The sequence below is a fragment of the Synechococcus sp. H70.1 genome (assembly GCF_047502705.1).
In the GTDB taxonomy this organism is placed as follows: Bacteria; Cyanobacteriota; Cyanobacteriia; order Thermostichales; family Thermostichaceae; genus Thermostichus.
Map to the genome: position 1 here is coordinate 29,147 of NZ_JANSIV010000119.1, position 20,646 is coordinate 49,792.

The following is a 20,646-nucleotide window of genomic DNA, read 5'->3' on the forward strand; positions in this document are numbered from 1 at the left end:
GAACAGCTAGGAAGATTTTAAAGCATTGCTACCTCCTGCTTACTCTTGAGCCAGAAGGGATCCCAGCCAGTCTCGCTGGAGAGACTCTTGTTCAGGGGTAAGTTCAGGCAAAGCTTCGAGGGTGTAAACATCCGGGCGGGGTGGATCCAGGGGGATCCAGAAGTGTTTCAACTGATCACCTTGGAAGACGCTTAGGCAGATCACCTGGTGGGGCTGGTAGGCTGCCAGGCGCTCCGGCAAGGTGGTGGCGCTCACCCGAAAGCCGTCTAGGGCTACGAGCTCGTCGCCAGCCCAGATGCCTGCTTTTTGGGCGGGGGATCCCATCTCGACGGCGCTGATGCGGTTGCCTTCCCCATTGAAGTGGAGACCCAGGTAAGGGCTAGGGTTGGGGCGGCTGAAGTGGGCTTTAAGGGTGAGGCCAAAAGGGTGGAGGTAAGCGTTGTAGTCCAGCTCTTCCGTACCTTCCACGTAGGCAGAGAAAAAGTGGCCAAGATCGGTGCCGGCTGCCCGCTCAAAGGCCTCCCGCAGGTCTTGGTGGGTGTAGCCTTTCTCAAACCGGCCAAAGCGCTGCCACAAATCCCGCATGGCTGTGTCTAGGGATCCCTGGCCCCCCGAAAGGTGGCGAATGTGCAGATCCAGCAGCCAGCAGACCAAAGCGCCCTTTAGGTAATAGGAAACCTGGCTGTTGAGGCTATTTTCGTGGGGACGGTAGAGCTTGATCCAAGCGTCGAAACTGGACTCCTGCAGCGATTGCACGGCCCGACCCGGAGTACGCTGCAGCTGGCCAATTTGCTCAGATAGGATCTGTAAAAACTCTTTGGCGGTGAGGATCCCTGCCCGCAGCAAGATCACGTTTTCGTAGTAGCTGGTCGCCCCCTCGCAAAACCAGAGGCAGTCCACATAGTTTTCTTGGTTGTAGTCAATTTTCTCCAAAGCCAGAGGGCGCAGCCGCTTGACGTTCCAAGCATGGAAAAGCTCATGGGCCAGCAGCGCCAAAAAGCGGCGGTAGGACTGGGGCTGATGCAGCTCCAGGCCAGAATAGTTGAGGGTAGCACTGTACTTGTGCTCTAGGCCGCCAAATCCCCCTGGTGACAAATGCACAATAAACCAGTAGCGGTCGTAGGGCAACCCGCCAAAAAACGCTGCAGTGGCCCGGACAATTTTCTCAGCATCGGCCACCGCTTGCTCCAAATCCAGGGTGCCTGCTCCCCAGACCACGAAGTAATGCGGGATCCCTTCCACCGCAAACGACCGCAACTGGTGCAGGCCCACCTCCACTGGACTATCCACCAGCTCGTCGTAGTCTGCCGCCAGGAACGACCAGCCGGCATTGGAATCCTCAGCGGCGGGCAAGGGCTGCAAGCTGGTGGCGACACGCCAGTCGGGTTGAGGAGGGATCACCGTCAAGGTGTAGGGTTCCCGCTCGCGGCCGAGCACGTAGAGAAAGAGCGCTGCCCCGTTGAAATAGGCATGGGTGAGATCCAGATGGTTGGTGCGCACCGTCAGCTCATAGGCATAGACCCGATAGCGGATGGTGACCGCCGAACACCCCGCTGGATTGACCTCCCAGGTGTTTTTATCAACCTTTCGCCAGGCCAAAGGGCTCCCTTGCTCGCTCAGGGCTTGAAACTCCTGCACATGGCGGGCATACTCCCGCACTAGGTAGGATCCCGGCGTCCACACTGGCAGCCGCAGCCGCAGAGGCACCTCCGGTTCCACTTCGCGAATCTGCAGCTCCACCTCCAAAAGGTGGTTGGCTGGCTCTGGCATCCGTACTGTAAAGTGCTGGCGGCTATGGCGAGAGAGGGTGGCAATCCCCATACGATCTTCCCCTACCGCAACAAGAGAAATGTAGCTATTGCTACAAAGATATCCAGAGTCTAGAGTAGTCTTCGAATCGTAGGCAGCTTGATCTGGGTTTAGGAGTTGATCCTAGAGATAAACTGACCTTGAGAGGTTGTCGAATCCCGTGGTGGCCGTTGCAGAAAAATCTCTCATTGCAGCCTTTAAACAGCTAGGAGGGCCTCACCATCCTCCAGTTATCGAAACCTTTGAACGTGGCAAGACCATTTTCCTCCCCGGCGATCCGGCGGAGCGGGTTTACTTTTTGGTCAAGGGAGCTGTTAAGCTGTCGCGGGTGTACGAAATGGGGGAGGAAATTACTGTCGCCCTCCTGCGGGAAAACAGCATTTTTGGGGTGCTCTCCTTCATTACCGGGCAGCGCTCCGACCGCTTCTATCATGCCGTAGCCTTCACTCGCGTCGAGCTGCTCTCTCTGCCCATCGAGCAGGTGGAAAAGTCTGTGCGGGAGAACGCTGAGCTGGCCATGCTGCTGCTCAAGAGCTTGGCTTCTCGCATCCTGCAGACAGAGATGATGATTGAAACACTGGCCCACCGCGACATGGCCTCCCGGCTGGTTAGCTTTTTGCTGATCCTCTGCCGCGACTTCGGCGTGCCCGGCCCCAATGGCGTGACCATCGACCTCAAGCTCTCTCACCAGGCCATTGCCGAAGCCATTGGCTCAACCCGCGTCACCATTACCCGTCTCTTGGGAGAGTTGCGCAAGAAGAACTACATTTCCATCCACAAGAAAAAGATCACTGTCCACGACCCAATCCAGCTAAGCTATCGCTTTGCCTAGGAGGAGGACCTGGCCCCACGGCCGTTTCCGGGAATGGCCGCACCACTGGTTGGCGGGGTGATCCCTCCCTGCAGGAGAGGGGGGCAGCAGCAAGCAAACCCCTACTTAACCGCCGGCGGCTGAGGGCGATTCTTGGGGAGAGGCTTGCTGTTGAGCCAAGGCGGCCAGGATCTTTTCTCCCATCTCGCGGCAGCCTACGAGGGTCATCCCCTCCGAGTAGATGTCGGCGGTGCGGTAGCCCTGGGCCAAAACTGTCTCAACGGCCTGTTCGATGCGGTCGGCAGCTTGGGGCTGATCCAAAGAGTAGCGCAGCAGCATTGCCCCAGAGAGCACCTGGGCAAGAGGGTTGGCCTTGTCTTGACCGGCAATATCGGGAGCTGAGCCATGGACTGGCTCGTATAGACCAGGGCCGGCAACTCCCAAAGAGGCGGAAGGCAACATGCCAATGGAGCCAGTTAGCATGGCTGCCTCATCGGAGAGGATATCCCCAAAGAGGTTCTCTGTCAGGATGACGTCAAACTGCTTCGGCCAGCGCACCAACTGCATAGCGGCGTTATCAACATACAGATGGGACAGCTCCACGTCAGGGTATTCCGCTGCCACGGCATTGACCCGCTCCCGCCACAGTTGCGACACTTCCAGCACATTGGCCTTATCCACCGAGCAGAGCTTGCGCCGCCGCTTGCGGGCCAGTTCAAAAGCCATGCGGGCAATGCGGTCCACCTCGGCCTCAGTGTAGACCATGGTGTTTACGCCGCGTCGGGATCCTTGGGCATCGACGAAGATCCCGCGGGGCTGACCAAAGTAGATGCCACCGGTGAGCTCGCGCACCACCACCAGGTCGATCCCGGCCACCACCTCCGGCTTGAGGGAAGAGGCCTCCACCAGTGGCGGAAAGATCTTCACCGGGCGCAAGTTGGCAAACAGTCCCAAGCCAGCCCGCAAGCCCAGCAAAGCCTGCTCAGGGCGCTTCTCCCGCGGCAGGGCGTCGTACTTGAAGTCGCCAACTGCTGCCAGGTAAACAGCATCGCTCTCCTGGGCCATTTTCAAGGTCTCTGGGGGCAAGGGATCCCCAGTGGCTTCGTAGGCTGCTCCACCAATGAGGCCCTCCTGCCACTGGATGGAAAACCCCATCTGAGCGGCCACTGCATCCAAAACCGCCCGCCCCACCTGCATGATTTCGGGGCCGATGCCATCGCCGGCTAGAGCAGTAATCCGGTAGATGCGGGGAGCAGGAGGGGGAGTACTCATGCGGGATCGCGGTAAAAGGAATGCGTAGCGATATTACCACCACTCGGCCCAGCAGTACCCACAAAAAAAGTGCAGCCCAGCCTTTGGCCTGCTGCACTTGTGCAGTGTCAACCTACCCGCAGCTCTAGAACAAGCCCAGAGTAACCCACTTGTCCAGAGGCAGGGTGGCGCCAATGCCTAGGTAGAGGGTTACCAACGTGCCAAGCAAAAACACCGTTGTTGCCACTGGACGGCGCAGTGGATTCTGGAACTTATTGACATTTTCAATGAAAGGCACAAACAGGAGGCCTACGGGAATAGCTAACATCAGAGCAATGCCCAGGAGCTTATTGGGAACCACGCGCAAAATGTGAAAGACAGGGTAGAGGTACCACTCCGGCAGAATTTCCAGCGGCGTGGCAAAGGGATCCGCCGGCTCGCCCACCCCCGCCGGATCCATGACCGCCAGGCCGACAATCACCCCAATCGTACCCAGGATGACCACCGGGAACATAAAGAGCAAGTCGTTGGGCCAAGCGGGCTCACCGTAGGTCATGTGGCCCATGTTCTTCTTCAGCTTGGCCAAAACTTTGGGGTTGTCCAGGTCAACTTTGCGTGTAATGACCTCAGTTGCTATTACTTGCTTCGAGACAGGCATAGCCGTTCTCCTTGTCTGGGGGAAAAAGGGTTAGAAGAGAAACTTGGGGATCGCACCCGCTAGGATCACAAGGGTCCAGAAATGCCCTGGCGGCGGATCATCAAAAAGTGCATGGTCATAAAGACTGCCGTCAGCCAAGGCAGGACAAAGGTGTGCAGGCTGTAGAAGCGGGTGAGGGTGGCTTGGCCAACCGCCTCGCCGCCGCGGATAAGCTGGACCAGGGCATCACCCACCACTGGGATAGCGCTGGGCACTCCTGAAACAATTTTGACCGCCCAATAGCCCACCTGATCCCAGGGCAGCGAGTAACCCGTAACCCCAAAGGAAACCGTCAGCACCGCCAAGATTACACCGGTTACCCAGGTCAGCTCGCGGGGCTTCTTGAACCCACCGGTTAGGTAAACCCGGAAGGTGTGTAGGATCATCATCAACACCATCATGGAAGCACTCCAGCGGTGGATGGAGCGCAGCAGCCAGCCAAAATTGACCTGGGTCATGATGTAGTTAACCGATTCAAAAGCCTCAGCCACCGTCGGACGGTAGTAAAACGTCATGGCAAAGCCGGTGGCAAACTGAATGAGGAAGCACACCAGCGTGATGCCGCCAAGGCAGTAGAAGATGTTAACGTGGGGCGGAATGAATTTCCCGGTTGCGTCGTCGACGAAAGGCGTGATCTCTAGCCGCTCGTCTAGCCAGTCGTAAACCTTGCTCATGATACCTGCAATCTTTAAAGAGTTTGAAGCTGGATATCCAGGAGGGGACAAGCCCACTCCCACCAGCACTGTAACACAGTTTGTTAACACCCTCCTCAAACCAGGCTCAGCTGCAGCTCAGGGATCCGCCTCTCCGCCGGCAAAGCAGCTTCTAATATTGCGCTTTGTTAATTTTTCTTAGCATTTTGGGAGGCAATGCTGGCACAGCAGTCGAGAGAAGGAGAAATCCGTCGCAAGGGGTGGGGGATCCGCTGGGCCCTGCGCGTTCTCGTGCTGAGTTGCTTGCTCTGGGCAGGCCTGAGCCTTGGCGCCTGTCAGGTGCAGGCCAGCCGTTGGGGGGAGGAGCAGCAACTGTTGGCGCAGGCGTGGGCCTATGTGGATCGGGCCTACGTGGATCCAGGGTTCAATGGACAAAACTGGTGGCAAGTGCGGCAGCGCTTTCTCTCTCGGCCCCTGCAGGATCGCCAGGAAACCTACCGGGCCATTGAGGAGATGCTGGCAACCCTGGGGGATCCCTACACCCGCTTTTTGGATCGGGAGCACTACCTTAGCCTGCAGACTTCTACGGCTGGGGAGCTGAGTGGTGTCGGCTTGCAGATTGCCATCGACGAGCAGGGAGCAGTGCGGGTCATTGCCCCGATGGAGGGGACTCCTGCCGAACGGGCTGGGATCCAACCCCAGGATGAGATCCTGGCAGTGGATCAGGTGCCAGTGGTAGGGCTGAGCCTAGACGAGGTAGCAGAGCGCATGCGGGGCCCCAGCGGCACCACTGTTAGCCTGCGGCTAAGGCGGCAGGATCGCATCTGGGAGGTGGAGCTGGTGCGGCAGTCGATTCTCATCAACCCGGTGCGCACCGCCTTTTTCCAGCTGCCCCAGGGCTTAGTGGCTTACATTCGCCTCAGCCAGTTTAACGGCAACGCCGCCGCCCAAGTGCGCCAGGCCATCCAGAAGGCAGAAGCGCGAGGGGTGCGGGGCTACCTCCTTGATCTGCGCAACAACCCAGGGGGGTTGCTGCAGGCAGCCATTGAAATTGCCCGCTTCTGGATCCCCAAAGGCGACATCGTGTTGGTTACAGACCGCCACGGCATTCAAGAGAGCATTCCCGCCACCGGCGACATCCTCACCCAGGCGCCGCTGGTGGTCTTGGTCAACCAGGGCAGCGCCAGTGCCAGCGAAGTTTTGGCAGGAGCCCTGCAGGACAGCGGGCGGGCGCAACTGGTGGGGACGCGCACCTTCGGCAAGGGGCTGATCCAATCCCTGCTGGAGCTGGCAGACGGCTCCGGGCTGGCCGTAACCACTGCCAAATACCTCACCCCCAACGGTCGCGATATCCACCGCCAAGGGATCCAGCCCGATGTGGTGGTGGCCGAGGGCCCTGTTCCCCTGACGGCAGAAACCCTGGGCGGCCCTGAGGATGGGCAGTTGCAGCGGGCTTTGGAGGTGTTGGGGTCAACTTTGGCTGTGGCCCAGGGGATCCCAGCGGCAGCCAATACCTGAGGTAGGGAAGAGGGGCAGGAGGTCTGAATTGGGGTGCCTGTTTGTCTGCGATTCGTTTTAGGATCGGGCTTAGCTGTCAACTCAGCCTTGCTGTCGATCCCTCTGGCATGAATGCCCTTCAGCAATTTCACTACTTCTTTAACTGCTGCATTGGTGCCTGGCACACCGAGCGCACCTACCACTACTTGGATCGCGGGGAGGTGGAGCGCTCCCGCACGGAGTTCACCATTCGCACCCTCACCCCTGAGCTTAAGGAGAAGGTGCTGAGGGACAACAACTACCCCAACCACGGCGTCGACGGCTTCTTGGGCTTCCACCTTGCCTTTGAGACTGTCTCTGAAAAGGGAGAGGAGGTGGGGCAAGAGCTGAACATGCTGTTTGTGCCCCGGCGAGAGAGCGCCCGCGGTCTTGAAGGCGACTATCTGCGCGATCGCGCCTATGAAGAGGAGCGGCCCATGGTGGCCGACTTCCGCTTCGATCCGCAATCCCTGCAACTGGTGATGACCACCACCTACACGCGCGTCGTTGCCGTGGATACCATCACTCTGCTCAACCCGCGCCTGCGCCTGCGGCAGATCCTCACCTACCAACGCCCCCCTCACGGTCAGCCGCCGCAGGAGGTGCTTCTGGTGGGGTTCGGGGTGGAACAAAAGCTTACCTAGGGGAGTTGATCGGTGGAGCCAGAGTTGATCCCTTCTGAAGACTTGCGCTTGCCCCAGCATTTGGCCCGGATTCAGGCCAGCTTTGAGCGGGGACACTACCGCCAGGCTCTGGAACAGGTGAAACAGGCCCAGAGCCGCTACCCGCAAGCAAGCAAGCTGCGGCTCTGGCAGGCCCTAGCCCAGGATGCCCTTGGAGAGACCCAGGAGGCAATCCGCTTGGTGCAAACCTTGCTGGGCAACCCGGATCCGGAGGTCGCTCAGCAGGCCCGCTACGTGTTGGGCATCTGGCAGGCACCTCGTCTGCGGCGACCAGCAGAGTGGTTGCTTGAAATCCCAGATCTCAGCCACCTGGAAGAGGCCAAGCCAGGGGAACGCCGTCTGGTCTATGAGCGCCTCCGCCGCCCAGCTTCCTTGCCAAAAGTTACTGCTCCTATCTGCCGCGAGGCTACTCCCCCTTTGAATACCCAACGGCTGACGTGGGGATTGATCGGGATCCTCCTCGCCCTGCTGGCGGTGATGGCCTGGCTACCCTAGGGCCACCAAGGCAGGGGATCCTCTCGTCGCTGCCCAGCCGAGGAGAGATACTGGAAACAGGGGCAGATCCCCCGCGATCCCTCCTAGCGGGATGGGAGTTTACAGCAGGCAAAAGCGGAGGTTAACGGTGGCGGCACAGACTTTGGTTATAGACGCAGTGGAGCGGTTGGGCCTGCGAGTGACGCTGGGAGACATTGCCTCCAGCACTGGCCTGGCCCTAGAGGAGGCCAAACAGGAGTTGCTGCAGTTAGCCCAAAAGGCGGGGGGTCATCTCCAGGTTTTGCGGCAGGGGGAGATTGCCTACGTTTTTCCGCCCGACTTTCGCGACATTCTCAAGCGCAAGGAGCAGCAGGATCGGCTGGCGGTTCTGCGACGCAAGCTCTGGGGCGGCTTTCTCTACGGGCTGCGCATCTCCTTTGGCATCCTGTTGGTGGTGTCGATTGTCCTCATCACCCTAGCGTTGATGGCTCTGCAGATGGCCAGCAGCCGTGAGGAGGACAACCGCAGCCGCTCGCGGGGAGGGGGGGTCTTCTTCTATTTCCCCGACCTCTGGGTGGGCAACCCCTTCTGGAGTCCCTACGGGGGCTATTCCGGTCGGGCGCAACCCCACCGGAAAAAATCCGAGATGAACTTTTTGGAGGCGGTGTACAGCTTCCTGTTTGGGGACGGGGATCCTAACGCCAACCTGGAAGAGGAGCGCTATGCCTTGATTGGCCAGCTTATCCGCGCCAACGGGGGGGTGATCGCCGCCGAGCAGGTGCTGCCCTACCTGGATGTGGAGCCGGGATCCCCGGCCCTGGAGTATGAAGACTACATGCTGCCGATTCTGCTCAAGTTCGACGGCCAGCCGGAGGTAAGCGAGGACGGCGATATCGTCTATCGTTTCCCAGAGCTGCAGGTAACGGCCACAGAAAGCCCCCAACAGCAGCTTCCTGGGATGTTGCAGGAAAAACCCTGGGTGTTTAGCCGCGCCACCCCTGAGCAACTGACCCTGGCTGCTGGCCTAGGGGTGCTCAATTTCTTCCTGGCAGCCATTCTCTATGGGGCGCGGGAGGAGGTGGCAGCCGCCGCCAGGAGCAATGCCTTTTTGGCGTTTATCTACCCGCTGATTGAATTCCTCTTCCTCTACGGCACGCTGTTTTTGGCGGTGCCTGCGGTGCGGTGGCTGACGTTGCAATTTCGCAACCAGGGGGTGGAGCGGCGCAACCGCAGCCGGCGGTTCTGGCAAGAGCGGCTGAAGCGTCCCTCCGAGGCGCTGCTGCGCAAGCTCGACTTTGCCCGCCGCTTCCGCCGCCAAGAGGTGGTGCAGGAGGCGGACACCATCTACTCTACAGATCGGGATTTGATCGAGCAGCGGGACTACCGGCTGGACGAGCCGGCCTTTCGCCGGCTTTTGCAGCAGGAGCAACCCCTGGCAACTGAGTCGGAAGAGATGCCCCGGCGTCGTCTCTAGGGAGGGGTTGAAATGAGAAGCGCAGGGGCGGACCTACACGAGAGCCTTATTGAGCAATGTCCAACACCAGCAGCGAGCAAGCCGAGCAACAGGATTGGAGGCAGGAGGGTTTGGTCCGTCTGGGGATCGATGTGGGGGGAACCTTCACCGATTTAGTGCTCCTTCAGGAAGGCCAGATCCGGACGGCCAAGGTGCTCTCCACCCCCAGCCCGGAAGAGGGGGTCTTTGCCGCCTTGGACAAGCTGGGCGCGGTCAAGGTGGATGTGTTCTGCCATGGCATGACGGTGGCCACCAACGCCCTCCTGGAGCGCAAGGGATCCCCTACCCTCTTTTTGACCACGGCGGGTTTCCGGGATGTGCTGGCCATTGGTCGCCAAAACCGCCCCTCCCTCTACGACCTCACCCAGCCCAAGCCGGAGCCAGTGGTGCCCCGCCACCACTGCCTAGAGGTAAAGGAGCGCTGCAGCGTAAGCGGCGTGTTGGAGCCGCTGACGGAGGAGGAGATCCAGCGCGTCATCCGGGAGGTGGGAGAGCGGGTGCAGCGGGAGGGGATCCGCGCCGTGGGGGTAGGGTTTTTGTTTTCTTTCCTCTACCCGGAGCACGAGCAGCGCCTGGGGGCGGCTTTGCGCAAGGCCTTTCCCGGCTTGCACGTTTCCCTCTCCTGCGAGGTGGCGCCGGAGTTTCGGGAATACGAGCGCTTTAGCACCACAGCCATTGATGCCTACCTCAGCCCGGCCCTGGCGGGCTACCTGCACCGCTTGGCCCAGGGTTGTCGGGAGAGAGGGATCCCCGCCCCCCTAATCATGCAATCTTCCGGCGGCGTCACCTCCCTTGCTCAGGCAGCAGCCCACGCCTCGGTGGCACTGCTTTCGGGGCCGGCGGGCGGCGTTTACGGGGCGGCCTATGTGGGCCGTCTGAGCGGCTATTCCCATCTGCTCAGCCTGGACATGGGAGGAACCAGCACCGATGTGGCCCTCATTCAAGACGGCCTCCCTCAGGTTACCTCGTCAGCGGTAGTGTGCGGCCTGCCGGTGCAGCAGCCCCAGATTGACATCCACACGGTCAGTGCCGGGGGCGGATCCCTGGCCTACCTGCTACCCGGCGGGGGGCTGCAGGTGGGGCCGGAAAGTGCCGGCTCCAACCCTGGGCCGGCCTGCTACGGGCGGGGAGGAACGGCTCCCACAGTAACCGACGCCAACCTTTGGCTGGGCTACCTGCCGGATGGGGGCTGGCTGGGGGACTCTGTTTGCCTGCGACGGGATCTGGCTGGCCAGGCTATTGCGACGCTGGCGGAGCCCTTGGGTTTGAGTTTGGAGGAGACGGCTGTTGGCATTCGCACCCTGGCCAATGGGGCCATGGCGCAGGCTTTGCGGGTCATCAGCGTGGAGCGGGGCTTGGATCCCGCCGATTTTGCCCTGCTGGCCTTTGGCGGAGCCGGGCCCATGCATGCCTGTGCCTTGGCAGAGGAGCTGGGGATCCGCTGCATCTTGATCCCGGCCTTTGCCGGTGTCCTCTCCGCGCTAGGTATGGCTGTGGCCAACCTACAGCGGGATTACCGGCGGGCCCTCCTGCAGCCGCTGCGGCAACTGGAGTCGGCTGCCGAGGGATCCCTTTTGGCCCAATGGGCAGCCCCCCTCATCCGCCAGGCGAAAGCCGACCTGCAGGAGCCGGAGCTGTACTTTAGCTTGGACCTGCGCTACCGCGGCCAGTCCTTTGAGCTGGAGATCCCGGCCCAGTTGGCGGATCCGGTTGCCCTCCTAGAGCAGCGGTTTCACCAGGCCCACCAGCGGCGCTACGGCTGGCAGGATCCCGACCAAGAGGTGGAGGTGATCCACCTGCGTCTGCGGGCGGTTCAAGCTTTGCCCCCTGTGCCTTTAAAGGCGCCGCCCCCCCTGCCAGGGGATCCCTTCAAAGGAGAGCGCAAGGCCTGGTTTGCCGGTCGGCTGCGCCCAGTACCGGTTTACGATCGGCGGTGCATGGACGTGGGGTTTCAGCTGCGCGGACCAGCCATTGTCGAGATGCCAGAGGCCACCGCCGTAATCGAGCCGGGTTGGACGGGCAGCATCGACGCCGTGGGCACCCTGGTTTTAAGCTGCAACTAGAGGAGTAGGGCGGACGATGGGATTCGAACCCACGAGTGGAGGAACCACAATCCTCTGCCTTAACCACTTGGCTACGCCCGCCAAGCTCTAGACATCTAGCTTAGCATGGGAGAAAGGGAACAAAACCCTAGAGCTGGAAGTGCTCTCCCATGCTGCCCAGAGCCGATCTCCTCAAAGGTGCCGAGTACCGAGAAACCTTGGCGCGCATCCTGGATCTGGGGGAGCAAGCCCTCAAAACCTGGCAAGTGGTCTGGAGCGATTTTCTCTCCCCCCCAGAGGTAGCCGAGGTGCAAAGCCGCTTGCATAACTTGGCTGAACTGCAGGTGGTGGCCTGGGGGGGCTATGCCCAGGCAGAACGCCAGCGCCTGGCCCTGGCTCGCCCCGAGGTTGGTGTGGAGGCGGAAGGGATCCCCCTGGCCGCTATTGAAATTGAGGGGAACTTTCTTTTCGACCCCGCCACTCACCGCGACTTTTTAGGAGCCCTTTTGGCAACGGGAATTGCCCGCGAGAAGGTGGGAGACATCCTCGTAATTGGGGAGTCAGGCGCGCAGGCTATCGTGGTACCCGAACTGGTGGACTATCTCAGCCTCAACCTGACCCAAGTGCGCAGCGTGCCCGTCAAGGTCAGCCCCATCCCTCTTAGTCACCTAAAGGTCCAACCGCCACGGGTCAAGTCCATTACCACTGTGGAAGCCTCTTTGCGCCTGGACGCAGTGGCCTCGGCGGGATTCGGCATCTCCCGCAGCAAAATGGTGGAAGAGATCCAACAAGGAGAAGTGCGGGTCAACTGGAAGCCGGTTACCCAAGCCAGTTACCTCCTTAGGCCCCAGGATTGGATTGCCATCCGCGGCCGTGGTCGGCTGCAAATTGAAGAGGTAGCCGAGACAAAAAAAGGCCGCTTTCGCATCCAAATGAAGCGGTATTTCTAGGGCTCTGGCCTCAGGCCAGCAAAAGGTCTAGGACTAGGAGATCTCTTTGAGAAGAGCTGCCAGCGGCGCCCAGCGGGGATCCCCTGCCGGCGCAGCCGGTTCCACCACAATGCCTGGGCAGTCAGGGCGGCAGGGCAACTGGCTGGGCATCTCCAAATGCAGGTATTGGTACATCCAGTCTTCCACATCCAGCTCGCCGTCAGGAGGCAAGCTTTCCAGCAGATCCTCCTCATCCCGCAGTTCCAGCTCCAGGGGTGGAGGGCCAGGGCTGGGCTCACGAATGAGAATGATCTCCTCAACGTCCAACTCCAGCCGGTGGTTAAACTGTTGCAGGCAGCGGTGACAAGTTAGCGTCACGATGGTGCGGGCCTGGGCACTGACCTCAACAAAGTGCCCTCGGTGGCTGACCTGCAGGGATCCCTCCACCGGTGTCAGGCTCTCAAAGCCAGCAAAAAACTGCCTAAACCGTACCTCCTGAGTTTGGCCAGGCAGTTGTCGCAGATCGGATAGACGAATTGGCTTTAGCATGGCATTGTTCCCCTCGAGTGGGATCTCTTAGCTGCCCCGAGCTCCACAGCCTACCCTCGGCGCGAGGCCCGCCGGATTACCAAGCGGCGATCCGGCTCTTTTCCGCGGCTGAAAGTTTCCAGGTCGGCATAGGCAGGGTCCTTGAGGAGCGTGTGGATTTGCCGCCGGTCGGCAGCCGAAAGATGCTCAGGAAACTCATACTCCCGTCCGCTCCCTCTTACCTTCTCCACAGCTGCCGCAACCAAAGCCTTCAACTCCTGCAAACGGCGCTCCCGATAGCCGTCTAAATCCAGGATATAGGGTTGTTGCTGGTCTTCTGGCTGGTTGAGGTTGAGAATTGTGTTGGCTAGATATTGCAAAGCATCTAGAACGACTGGAGTCCGCTCTTCGTCAACTTTAGTCTCCTTAGGGAGGGGCCCTGGGAGCACCTTGGAAAGCAGAACTTGTTTTTGGGCAGGCGTGAGAGAACTGGCCTCAATTTCAATGACCTCCCCCACCACCCGCACCACTGCTGGTATTCCCATTGCCGCCAGTACCTGCTGCAACCACTCTCTAGCCCGTTCTCGCTGCTCAGCGGGAGAAAGCTTAATCGGGGAAGGGGCAGCGGTTCCCTCAGACTGCTGGTGGGACTTCCTAGCGGCAGCGGCTCCTTTGGGGGAACCTGTAGAAGACTCAGGGTGGCTCATCCTGAACAGCTTCCACTTGCTGAGAGACTATCAACCAGTCAACTGTAAGCCCACCCCCTGAGCAGCCAGAGGATTGCTTAGGGCTCAAAGGGCAAAGATTCGCGACCTCCCCCAGCTGCTTTGGGTTTTGCTACTCGGTCAGCACTGACCTGGGCAGTACGGCGACGTTCCTCTTCCACCAACTGCTGCAAGCTCTCTGGCAAAGGCTCTCGCGAGAGCAAGAAAGTTTGCAGTGTCTGGAAAAGGCTGGAAATGAGGATATAAAGCAAAACTCCCGCCGGCAATGGGAAAAACAGAAACATCGCCGAAAAGAGCACCGGGGTAATACGGGCCATCGAGCTCTGGCTGGGATCCTCCTGGCCGGTACTGGTCAGGGCCTGGTTTAGGTAGATGGAAAGGCCAAAGAGGACAATCATGGCAATGATATCCCAGTGGATGGTCCCATCTGGGTCAAAGGCGCCAACGCGGCCTAGTTTATCGATAAACAAAAAGCCAGTATCTGAGGCCAAGCCAGGAATTGAGATCTGCAGCGTTACCTCCCCTGGCTGCAGCGCCAGCAGGCTGCCATCCGGCTGGAGCTGGACCCGCTCCTCCCCCTTAACCACCTTCCAAGTTGGCTGCAACAGCTTGGGGTCTCCCCCTGCTTCTGTAACCAGCTGCTCGAAGGGCTTGCCCCCCGGCCCCTGCAACCTCCACTGCACCTGCTCCCCCACCGCAATCTTGGTACCCTTAGGTACCACCAGCACCACTGGCTTGTGGACTGAGTCGGCAACGAAGATGTTCTTGCTGGGGCTGACGTAGGGGGTGGGCACCACCTCAGCTGCCACCTCCGCCGGCAAGATCTGCAGGTTGACGTCATAGGTTACCGCTGCAAACGGCGATCCCCGCAGCGTGGCAAAGAGAGCAAATAGCACTGGCATTTGAATCAAGAGCGGCAGGCACCCCCCAAGCGGGTTGACCCCTAGTTCGCTGTAGAGTTTGGCCTGGGCCTCCCGCAGCTTTTGCGGGTCGTCGCGGTACTTCTCCTGCAGCTCTCGCATCCGCCGCTGCATCACCGGGCTAATCACTTTCATGCGGCGCATGTTGCGGATGGACCCGGCATTGAGGGGGTAGAGGGCAAAGCGGATCACCAACGTCAGAAAGATGATGGCCAGGCCGTAGCTAGGCACGATCCCGTAGAAAAAATCCAGGATCGGCAGCATGACATTGTTGGAGAGAAAGCCGACTCCGAAATCCATGGGGGGTGGTGGCAAGCGTCCGTAACCCATTGTAATGGTTTCCGGCCCCCTGACGAGGGCCTTTTCCTCCTCTGGCCCTGAGAGCTGGCCGAGGCTACAGCCCCTTGCTCCGCGGTGCTGGCAGAGGCGGCGCAAAGGTCCCCCCGCCTCTAAACCACCAAAAGAGAGGGGCAAAGCGCCCCTCCCCTACAACTTGCAGCCGGGCAGAGCCCTGGTCCCAAAAGAGAGTAGGGAAAAACCCCTCTTCCCCAGCTCGGCCTACTTGACCTTGACCGTAGCGCCAGCTTCCTCTAGCTTCTTCTTGATCTCGTTGGCCTCCTCTTTGGAGACCCCTTCCTTAACTGCCTTGGGGGCAGCTTCTACGAGATCCTTGGCATCTTTCAGGCCCAAGCCAGTCAACTCCCGCACCACCTTGAGGACGGCAATCTTCTTGTCGGCAGGGACAGCCTCGAGAATGACATCAAAAGCCGTTTGCTCCTCTACCGGCTCAGCCGGGGCTGCAGGTGCCGCTGCCGCTGGTGCTGCCACAGGAGCAGCCATGACCATGCCACCTACCGGCGCAGCTGCACTGACGCCAAAGGTTTCTTCAATGGCTTTCACCAGCTCAGCAGCTTCCAGCAAAGTCAAGGCCTTCAGCTCTTCTAGGATGCTTTGAACACGCTCTGAAGCCATAGTTTTATCTCCTTGGTTCACAAGTGGATAGGGTGAAATTGGACCATCGACCTAAGGAGGCAGCTGCCTTTAGGCTGCCTCCTTGTCGGCAATGGCCCGCACAGCCCGTGCCAGCGAGGCCGGGATCTCCTGGATACCGCGGGCCACCTGGGTGGGCACGGCATTGAGCCCAATCGCCAGCCGGGTAGCTACCAACTTGAGGCTGCCCGCCACCTGGGCCATGAGCACCTCCTTGGGCGGCAGCTCGGCAATAGCCTTGGCCTGATCCAAGGTCAGAGACAGCCCCTCCGCTGCAGCACCGCGAAACTCAGTCTTCTTGGTTTGCTTGGCAAAGTCTTGATACGCCTTCAGGGCTGCCGCAATATTGCCTCGGATCATGATAAAGGCCGTTGGCCCCGACAAGAAAGGCAGGATCCCTGCCCAAGCCTTGAGGTCAGCAACCGCCCGCCGCATCAGGGTATTTTTAACCACCATGCAGACCGCATCCGCTTTGCGGAGCTCCGCCCGCAGTTGGTTCATCTCAGCCACGGTCAGGCCTTTGTAGTCAATGACCAGCACCATTTGGCTGGCTTGCAGCAGGGATCGAACCTCATCGACCACCTCTATTTTTTTCGCTAGGGGTTGCTTGCCCACGCGCTCACCTCCTCGATTGTCCGTCATTGGGTGAGAACCGAACAGCGGTTGCCGCTGCAAAAGGCCAAATAGAATGCGCCTCAGCTCTAGCCGAGACGCACTCGGGCAAGTACGAAAGTTACCCCCTTGGGATCCTTCCCCACTCTACCCCAGCCTCGGCAGGAGATTAAGCCACTTGGCACCTGCTGTCTTCGGCTCTCTGTTCAACTGTGGAAAGGATTTTTGCTGGGATCCCTTCCTTGGCTGGAATTTGCCCTGAGAAACTAGGCAGCCAACTTTAGCTCCCGCAGGGCATTGATATCAACCTCGATGGAGGGACCCATCGTAGCACAAATATGCATCGTTCGCCAATACTTGCCCTTTGCCCCCGGGGGACGATTGCGGTCAATAGACTCCTGCACCGCTTTCAGGTTTTCCAGCAGGGCTTCGACGGGAAACTGACACTTGCCGAAGATTAAATGGACAATGCCAGATTTGTCAGCCCGGTACTCTAGTTTGCCAGCTTTGAACTCCTTAATTGCCTGGGCCAGATCCATGGTAACCGTGCCCCCCTTAGGAGAGGGCATCAGGCCGCGTGGCCCCAACAGGCGCCCCAGCTTAGCCACCTGGGGCATGACATCGGGAGTGGCAATCAGCAGGTCAAAATCAATCACGCCTTTGCTGATCTCCTCGATGAGGTCTTCAAACCCCACTCGATCGGCCCCGGCATTCTGGGCTTCCACCACCTTTTCGCCGCGGGCAATCACCGCCACTCGAATTTCCTGCCCGGTGCCGCGCGGCAAAACTACAGTGGAGCGCAGCTGCTGGTCGGCATATTTGGGATCGATCCCCAGGCGAATGTGAACCTCAGCCGCCTCGTCAAATTTAGCAGTGGCTGTTTCCTTCATGAGGGCAATGGCTTCTGCAGGAGGATAGGGGATGGGCTTGACCTTCTCCCGCAAAGCCTGCATGCGCTTGGATAGTTTTCGAGCCATAGTTCCTCCTTGGGGTACTGGCGAGAACTTCTCTCCCCCAGAACAACAAACACCTCCACTAGGTCAGCAGAGCCCTAGTCAACTATCGTCACTCCCATGCTGCGGGCAGTGCCGGCAATGATTCTCATTGCTGCCTCTACATCGTTGGTATTCAAATCCGGCAGCTTCTGCTCAGCAATCTGGCGCAGTTGCGCGCGAGTTAAGGAGCCCACCTTGACTTTGTGGGGCTCACTAGAGCCTGACTCAATGCCAAGGGCTTTCTTAATCAGGACCGAGGCTGGCGGCGTCTTGAGGACGAAGGTGAAGCTGCGATCGTCGTAAATGGAGACCTCAACTGGCACCACCATGCCAGCCTGATCTGCCGTTCTGGCATTATATTCCTTGCAGAAGGCCATGATGTTGACCCCGTGCTGACCCAAGGCGGGGCCAATAGGAGGAGCGGGGGTGGCTTTGCCCGCTTGGATGGCCAGCTTGACCACTGCCACCAGTTTCTTAGCCATGCAACGCAGTTACACCTCTTTTCGCACTTGACCAAGCTCTAATTCTACCGGAGTATCCCGCCCAAAAATCGAGATTAAAGCCTTGAGCTTGCCCCGTTCTGGGCTGACATCCACGACCTCGCCGTAGAACCCCTGGAAGGGTCCAGAGAGCACCTCAATGCGATCCCCAGGGGCCAGGTCAATCTTAAGGGGCACCGCTTCCACCTCAGTAGTGCTGAAGATGCGCTGAACCTCGCTGGGACTGAGGGGTCGCGGCGTCACGTGCCCCCGGCCGCGACCATAGGGCCGTCTCTGTTCTGTACCGACAAAGTTGATGACATTGGGAGTGGTTTTCACCACCATCCAGGTGTCATCGTTAAGGTCCATGCGCACCAGCACATAGCCGGGGAAAATCTTTTCCTCTTGCTCCTGGCGCTTGCCAGATCGGTCCAGCTTGAAGCCTATCCGCTTTGGGATCACCACTTCAACGATTTGATCGGCCACATCCAGCGCTGCTGCTCGCTGCAGAAGAGCGCTTTTAACTTTGTTTTCGCAGCCAGCAGCCACCTGGACGGCGTACCAGCGCAAGTTGCGCTGGCTTTGACCTTCCCCTTCTTCCCTTTCTGCAGTCGTTTCTGGAGCTTCTAGGGGCTCAACGTAGTTCCCACGGCGTCTCCGCCGTTGCTCTAACCCTGACCTCATACCTCACCTCCTCTCCGTAGGCTTCCCCTCCCCCCAGGGGGGATTCGCTACCTCAACTCTGCCCTGTCCAGAGAAGGATTTATGAGAACAGCTGCGTGGCTACCCAGCCAAACAGTTGATCAACCAGGTAAATAAACGCGGCGAAGATCAGCACAATTAGGAAGACGCCAATGGATTCGCTAATCAATTGCTGGCGACTTGGCCAAGCAATTTTAGCCAACTCCGCCCGCGTCTCTCGGAGGAAGCCTGCAATCCCTTTGGGCTCAGGGGAACTGTCTTTGGATTGACCCCGCCTGGCGGGATCCAGACGCTCTTCCCGTTCAGTTTTGCTGGAGGGGGTACTCTTAACCACGGCGGCATCTCCTAGGGGATCCCGAGAACAGAGCGCCATTGTCTAGCGCCCACAAGGATATCTTTGTAATCTTAACAGATCAGGCTGGCGAGGGGAGCGAACCTCAAGGGGTAAGAGAGGTGTTGGGCCTCTCTGGGGAGAGCAACAAGGGGCGACGGCGGGATTGGTTGAACTGCTCCACAGCTGCATCGACGGCCGCCCCACTGTCCCAGCGGGAGGAGGCCCTTTGGCGAGAGAGAAACTCGGCAGCCCGGAAGAGATCGCTTATGTCAATGCTGGTGCCGTCGAACCACTGAACTCCGCTGTCGCGGTAAAGGGCCTCGTTGCCACTCCCCCTTTGGGCTAGAGCAAGCCCCGGGCTGGCCAGGATCCCCAACAGAAGCAGTCCCAGAATCCTAGGAATTGCCGGGTGGCCATTGAGAAGGGAGTTGAGATAGTTTACCCACATCCTTATTCCTCCACCTCAGTGTGCTGCTTGGCTAGGCCTTCGGCCAACAACTGTTGTTCTTGGGGGGTGAGGGGACGTTTGGCCAACAGATCTGGCCGCCGTTGCCAGGTGCGCACCAACTGCTGCTGTAGGCGCCAGCGGGCAATGGCCTCGTGGTTCCCTGAAAGGAGCACCTGGGGCACCTTGTACCCCAGAAACTCAGCTGGGCGGGTATATTGGGGGTAGTCGAGCAGCCCTTCCTCAAAGCTCTCCTTCTTCAGAGAGTCTACCTTACCCACAGTACCCGGCAAGAGGCGCAGCACGCCGTTGATCAAGGCCAGCGCCGGGATCTCTCCTCCTGTCAGCACAAAATCCCCCAGCGACACCTCGCGGGTAGCTAGATATTGGCGGATCCGCTCGTCAAAGCCCTCGTACTGCCCGCAGAGCAGGATGAGCTGGGCCTTTTGGGCCAGCTCCCGCAGCAGGGCCTGGTCTAGGGGTTGCCCCTGGGGCGTGAGCAAGATAATCTCGTAGGGCTCCAAGCGAGGTAGGGAGGCGACAGCGGCAAAAAAGGGCTCTGGCTTGAGCACCATGCCTACCCCACCCCCATAGGGCTCATCGTCGACCCGGCGGTGCTTATCGGTGGCAAAGTCGCGCGGGTTGGTGAGATGAACCTCGGCGATCCCCTGCTTCAGGGCTTTGCCCACCAAGCCAATGCGCAGCGGCGACTCAAAAAATTCCGGGAAAAGGGTAACAACGTCAAACCGCACAGGAGTTGGGATCAGGCAGAAGGACCAGCATCAGAGCAAGGTTCTGTGCGCAGCCGCTCTAACTCCAGGCGCAAGGACTCAATCTGGTGGATCAGCTCCATCAGGTCGGCCATCTCTTCTTGGGAGATGGGGGCAGCAGGAGCCGGGGTTGGGGAGCTGCTCCTAGCAGGCGGGCTGGCCGGTGCTTGGCTATCTACGGTTGGATCGGAGGCCTTGCTAGCTTGACGGCGGAGGCTTTCCAGGTAGCGAACAGCCTCTTGTTCAATCTGCTCCCCTTTTTGCTCCAGTTCTGTAGCCAGCGCCGCCCAGTCGACAGAAAGGCGACTGAAACTTTCCGCGCGCTTTTGGGGATCCTCCAGAATTTCCACCAGGGCAGTGGCGGTGCCGTAGAAGAGATGCCGTGCCCGCGTAAACCAGTCCGAGGAGCGAGAACTCATGGTGGCGGCAGAATCTCAGCGGATACTGCTAGAGGTGGCCAAGGGATCTCCAGTCTATCCCAACCCTTTGGAGCTGCGGGTTTTTACTCTACGACGCGAATCTCACCGCTATTGAGGCGCTCCACAATCTGGTCCAGCAGTTCGTGTTCTTCCGGTGAGACGTAGGAATCGGCGGTAACTGCCTTGAGGATTGCTTCTTGCTCGGCGCGGGTGAGGACCTTATCCGCCAGCGCTCGGTCGATGAGCTCTTTTAGCTTAGAGGGCTCCACCGTTTTTCTCCTAGCGGGATCCCGCCAGTAGGGTTCTAAACCCGAGAGACAGTAGACTAG

General features: G+C 59.5%; 24 protein-coding genes, 1 tRNA gene and 1 other annotated feature. Of the genes, 7 read left to right on the plus strand and 18 right to left on the minus strand.

What is annotated here, in order from left to right:
* Positions 1 to 39: 39 nt before the first annotated feature.
* A complete protein-coding gene (locus NW827_RS08725) occupies positions 40 to 1,821 on the minus strand; it encodes a M61 family metallopeptidase (protein ID WP_414403877.1) in 1,782 nt (593 codons plus the stop codon).
* A 148-nt stretch (positions 1,822 to 1,969) separates the two neighbouring features.
* On the opposite strand from NW827_RS08725, the gene ntcA reads away from it, so the two are divergent.
* Entirely contained in the window at positions 1,970 to 2,641 is a 672-nt protein-coding gene (ntcA, locus tag NW827_RS08730; protein WP_414360797.1) for a global nitrogen regulator NtcA, read from the plus strand.
* A 105-nt stretch (positions 2,642 to 2,746) separates the two neighbouring features.
* Here the strand turns inward: ntcA and leuB are convergent, their stop codons facing one another.
* The 3 genes from leuB to petB all read right to left on the minus strand — a co-directional run bounded on the left by leuB (position 2,747) and on the right by petB (position 5,242).
* Positions 2,747 to 3,892, minus strand: a complete 1,146-nt coding sequence (gene leuB, locus NW827_RS08735) for a 3-isopropylmalate dehydrogenase (protein WP_414403878.1) — start codon at positions 3,890 to 3,892, stop codon at positions 2,747 to 2,749.
* 124 nt (positions 3,893 to 4,016) lie between these two features.
* Positions 4,017 to 4,529, minus strand: coding sequence for a cytochrome b6-f complex subunit IV (gene petD / locus NW827_RS08740; protein WP_414360175.1), 513 nt, complete (start codon positions 4,527 to 4,529; stop codon positions 4,017 to 4,019).
* A 65-nt stretch (positions 4,530 to 4,594) separates the two neighbouring features.
* Positions 4,595 to 5,242: a cytochrome b6 gene (gene petB / locus NW827_RS08745; protein WP_011430625.1), complete on the minus strand. Its 648-nt coding sequence runs from the start codon at positions 5,240 to 5,242 to the stop codon at positions 4,595 to 4,597.
* Positions 5,243 to 5,437: 195 nt separating this feature from the next.
* Here petB and NW827_RS08750 point away from each other — a divergent pair, with 195 nt between their 5' ends.
* From NW827_RS08750 to NW827_RS08770, 5 genes are all read left to right on the plus strand, one after another.
* Entirely contained in the window at positions 5,438 to 6,739 is a 1,302-nt protein-coding gene (locus NW827_RS08750; protein ID WP_414403879.1) for a S41 family peptidase, read from the plus strand.
* Positions 6,740 to 6,780: 41 nt separating this feature from the next.
* On the plus strand, positions 6,781 to 7,401 hold the full coding sequence (locus NW827_RS08755; protein ID WP_414403880.1) for a phycobiliprotein lyase: 621 nt from the start codon (positions 6,781 to 6,783) through the stop codon (positions 7,399 to 7,401).
* A 12-nt stretch (positions 7,402 to 7,413) separates the two neighbouring features.
* Positions 7,414 to 7,935, plus strand: coding sequence for a hypothetical protein (locus tag NW827_RS08760; RefSeq protein WP_414403881.1), 522 nt, complete (start codon positions 7,414 to 7,416; stop codon positions 7,933 to 7,935).
* 127 nt (positions 7,936 to 8,062) lie between these two features.
* The gene (locus NW827_RS08765; RefSeq protein WP_414503576.1) at positions 8,063 to 9,388 is read left to right on the plus strand and encodes a hypothetical protein; all 1,326 of its coding nucleotides are present in this window, start codon (positions 8,063 to 8,065) and stop codon (positions 9,386 to 9,388) included.
* A gap of 56 nt (positions 9,389 to 9,444) precedes the next feature.
* Positions 9,445 to 11,490, plus strand: a complete 2,046-nt coding sequence (locus NW827_RS08770; RefSeq protein WP_414403883.1) for a hydantoinase/oxoprolinase family protein — start codon at positions 9,445 to 9,447, stop codon at positions 11,488 to 11,490.
* An 8-nt stretch (positions 11,491 to 11,498) separates the two neighbouring features.
* Here NW827_RS08770 and NW827_RS08775 read toward each other — a convergent pair.
* Positions 11,499 to 11,571 (minus strand) — tRNA-His (locus tag NW827_RS08775).
* Between the two features lie 68 nt (positions 11,572 to 11,639).
* On the opposite strand from NW827_RS08775, the gene NW827_RS08780 reads away from it, so the two are divergent.
* Complete coding sequence (locus NW827_RS08780; protein ID WP_414403884.1) at positions 11,640 to 12,419, plus strand: photosystem II S4 domain protein; 780 nt, start codon at positions 11,640 to 11,642, stop codon at positions 12,417 to 12,419.
* Between the two features lie 33 nt (positions 12,420 to 12,452).
* Here NW827_RS08780 and NW827_RS08785 read toward each other — a convergent pair whose 3' ends face one another.
* From NW827_RS08785 to NW827_RS08845, 13 genes are all read right to left on the minus strand, one after another.
* Entirely contained in the window at positions 12,453 to 12,947 is a 495-nt protein-coding gene (locus NW827_RS08785) for a YceD family protein (protein ID WP_414360187.1), read from the minus strand.
* Between the two features lie 50 nt (positions 12,948 to 12,997).
* A complete protein-coding gene (locus NW827_RS08790; protein WP_414403885.1) occupies positions 12,998 to 13,633 on the minus strand; it encodes a protein jag in 636 nt (211 codons plus the stop codon).
* Positions 13,634 to 13,710: 77 nt separating this feature from the next.
* The gene (gene yidC, locus NW827_RS08795) at positions 13,711 to 14,871 is read right to left on the minus strand and encodes a membrane protein insertase YidC (protein WP_414360192.1); all 1,161 of its coding nucleotides are present in this window, start codon (positions 14,869 to 14,871) and stop codon (positions 13,711 to 13,713) included.
* 258 nt (positions 14,872 to 15,129) lie between these two features.
* On the minus strand, positions 15,130 to 15,543 hold the full coding sequence (gene rplL / locus NW827_RS08800; protein ID WP_414403886.1) for a 50S ribosomal protein L7/L12: 414 nt from the start codon (positions 15,541 to 15,543) through the stop codon (positions 15,130 to 15,132).
* Between the two features lie 69 nt (positions 15,544 to 15,612).
* Entirely contained in the window at positions 15,613 to 16,176 is a 564-nt protein-coding gene (gene rplJ / locus NW827_RS08805; protein WP_414403887.1) for a 50S ribosomal protein L10, read from the minus strand.
* Between the two features lie 60 nt (positions 16,177 to 16,236).
* Positions 16,237 to 16,389, minus strand: a sequence feature (ribosomal protein L10 leader region).
* Positions 16,390 to 16,439: 50 nt separating this feature from the next.
* Complete coding sequence (gene rplA / locus NW827_RS08810) at positions 16,440 to 17,150, minus strand: 50S ribosomal protein L1 (protein ID WP_414360199.1); 711 nt, start codon at positions 17,148 to 17,150, stop codon at positions 16,440 to 16,442.
* Positions 17,151 to 17,224: 74 nt separating this feature from the next.
* A complete protein-coding gene (gene rplK / locus NW827_RS08815) occupies positions 17,225 to 17,650 on the minus strand; it encodes a 50S ribosomal protein L11 (protein ID WP_414360201.1) in 426 nt (141 codons plus the stop codon).
* A gap of 9 nt (positions 17,651 to 17,659) precedes the next feature.
* Positions 17,660 to 18,331: a transcription termination/antitermination protein NusG gene (nusG, locus tag NW827_RS08820; RefSeq protein ID WP_414360203.1), complete on the minus strand. Its 672-nt coding sequence runs from the start codon at positions 18,329 to 18,331 to the stop codon at positions 17,660 to 17,662.
* 79 nt (positions 18,332 to 18,410) lie between these two features.
* Complete coding sequence (secE, locus tag NW827_RS08825; RefSeq protein ID WP_414360205.1) at positions 18,411 to 18,722, minus strand: preprotein translocase subunit SecE; 312 nt, start codon at positions 18,720 to 18,722, stop codon at positions 18,411 to 18,413.
* Between the two features lie 64 nt (positions 18,723 to 18,786).
* Entirely contained in the window at positions 18,787 to 19,131 is a 345-nt protein-coding gene (locus NW827_RS08830) for a hypothetical protein (protein WP_414503577.1), read from the minus strand.
* 2 nt (positions 19,132 to 19,133) lie between these two features.
* A complete protein-coding gene (gene trmD / locus NW827_RS08835) occupies positions 19,134 to 19,880 on the minus strand; it encodes a tRNA (guanosine(37)-N1)-methyltransferase TrmD (RefSeq protein WP_414403889.1) in 747 nt (248 codons plus the stop codon).
* Between the two features lie 11 nt (positions 19,881 to 19,891).
* Positions 19,892 to 20,317, minus strand: coding sequence for a hypothetical protein (locus NW827_RS08840; protein WP_414403890.1), 426 nt, complete (start codon positions 20,315 to 20,317; stop codon positions 19,892 to 19,894).
* Between the two features lie 83 nt (positions 20,318 to 20,400).
* Positions 20,401 to 20,586, minus strand: coding sequence for a hypothetical protein (locus tag NW827_RS08845; RefSeq protein WP_414360215.1), 186 nt, complete (start codon positions 20,584 to 20,586; stop codon positions 20,401 to 20,403).
* Positions 20,587 to 20,646 lie beyond the last annotated feature (60 nt).

What these genes read in the sequence shown, in the direction of transcription:
- NW827_RS08725 (WP_414403877.1), bottom strand. Translation starts at nt 1,821, where the DNA reads ATGGGGATTGCCACCCTCTCTCGCCATAGCCGCCAGCACTTTACAGTA.
- leuB (WP_414403878.1), bottom strand. Translation starts at nt 3,892, where the DNA reads ATGAGTACTCCCCCTCCTGCTCCCCGCATCTACCGGATTACTGCTCTA.
- petD (WP_414360175.1), bottom strand. Translation starts at nt 4,529, where the DNA reads ATGCCTGTCTCGAAGCAAGTAATAGCAACTGAGGTCATTACACGCAAA.
- petB (WP_011430625.1), bottom strand. Translation starts at nt 5,242, where the DNA reads ATGAGCAAGGTTTACGACTGGCTAGACGAGCGGCTAGAGATCACGCCT.
- NW827_RS08750 (WP_414403879.1), top strand. Translation starts at nt 5,438, where the DNA reads ATGCTGGCACAGCAGTCGAGAGAAGGAGAAATCCGTCGCAAGGGGTGG.
- NW827_RS08770 (WP_414403883.1), top strand. Translation starts at nt 9,445, where the DNA reads ATGTCCAACACCAGCAGCGAGCAAGCCGAGCAACAGGATTGGAGGCAG.
- NW827_RS08780 (WP_414403884.1), top strand. Translation starts at nt 11,640, where the DNA reads ATGCTGCCCAGAGCCGATCTCCTCAAAGGTGCCGAGTACCGAGAAACC.
- NW827_RS08785 (WP_414360187.1), bottom strand. Translation starts at nt 12,947, where the DNA reads ATGCTAAAGCCAATTCGTCTATCCGATCTGCGACAACTGCCTGGCCAA.
- NW827_RS08790 (WP_414403885.1), bottom strand. Translation starts at nt 13,633, where the DNA reads ATGAGCCACCCTGAGTCTTCTACAGGTTCCCCCAAAGGAGCCGCTGCC.
- yidC (WP_414360192.1), bottom strand. Translation starts at nt 14,871, where the DNA reads ATGGATTTCGGAGTCGGCTTTCTCTCCAACAATGTCATGCTGCCGATC.
- rplL (WP_414403886.1), bottom strand. Translation starts at nt 15,543, where the DNA reads ATGGCTTCAGAGCGTGTTCAAAGCATCCTAGAAGAGCTGAAGGCCTTG.
- rplA (WP_414360199.1), bottom strand. Translation starts at nt 17,150, where the DNA reads ATGGCTCGAAAACTATCCAAGCGCATGCAGGCTTTGCGGGAGAAGGTC.
- rplK (WP_414360201.1), bottom strand. Translation starts at nt 17,650, where the DNA reads ATGGCTAAGAAACTGGTGGCAGTGGTCAAGCTGGCCATCCAAGCGGGC.
- nusG (WP_414360203.1), bottom strand. Translation starts at nt 18,331, where the DNA reads ATGAGGTCAGGGTTAGAGCAACGGCGGAGACGCCGTGGGAACTACGTT.
- secE (WP_414360205.1), bottom strand. Translation starts at nt 18,722, where the DNA reads ATGGCGCTCTGTTCTCGGGATCCCCTAGGAGATGCCGCCGTGGTTAAG.
- NW827_RS08830 (WP_414503577.1), bottom strand. Translation starts at nt 19,131, where the DNA reads ATGTGGGTAAACTATCTCAACTCCCTTCTCAATGGCCACCCGGCAATT.
- NW827_RS08840 (WP_414403890.1), bottom strand. Translation starts at nt 20,317, where the DNA reads ATGAGTTCTCGCTCCTCGGACTGGTTTACGCGGGCACGGCATCTCTTC.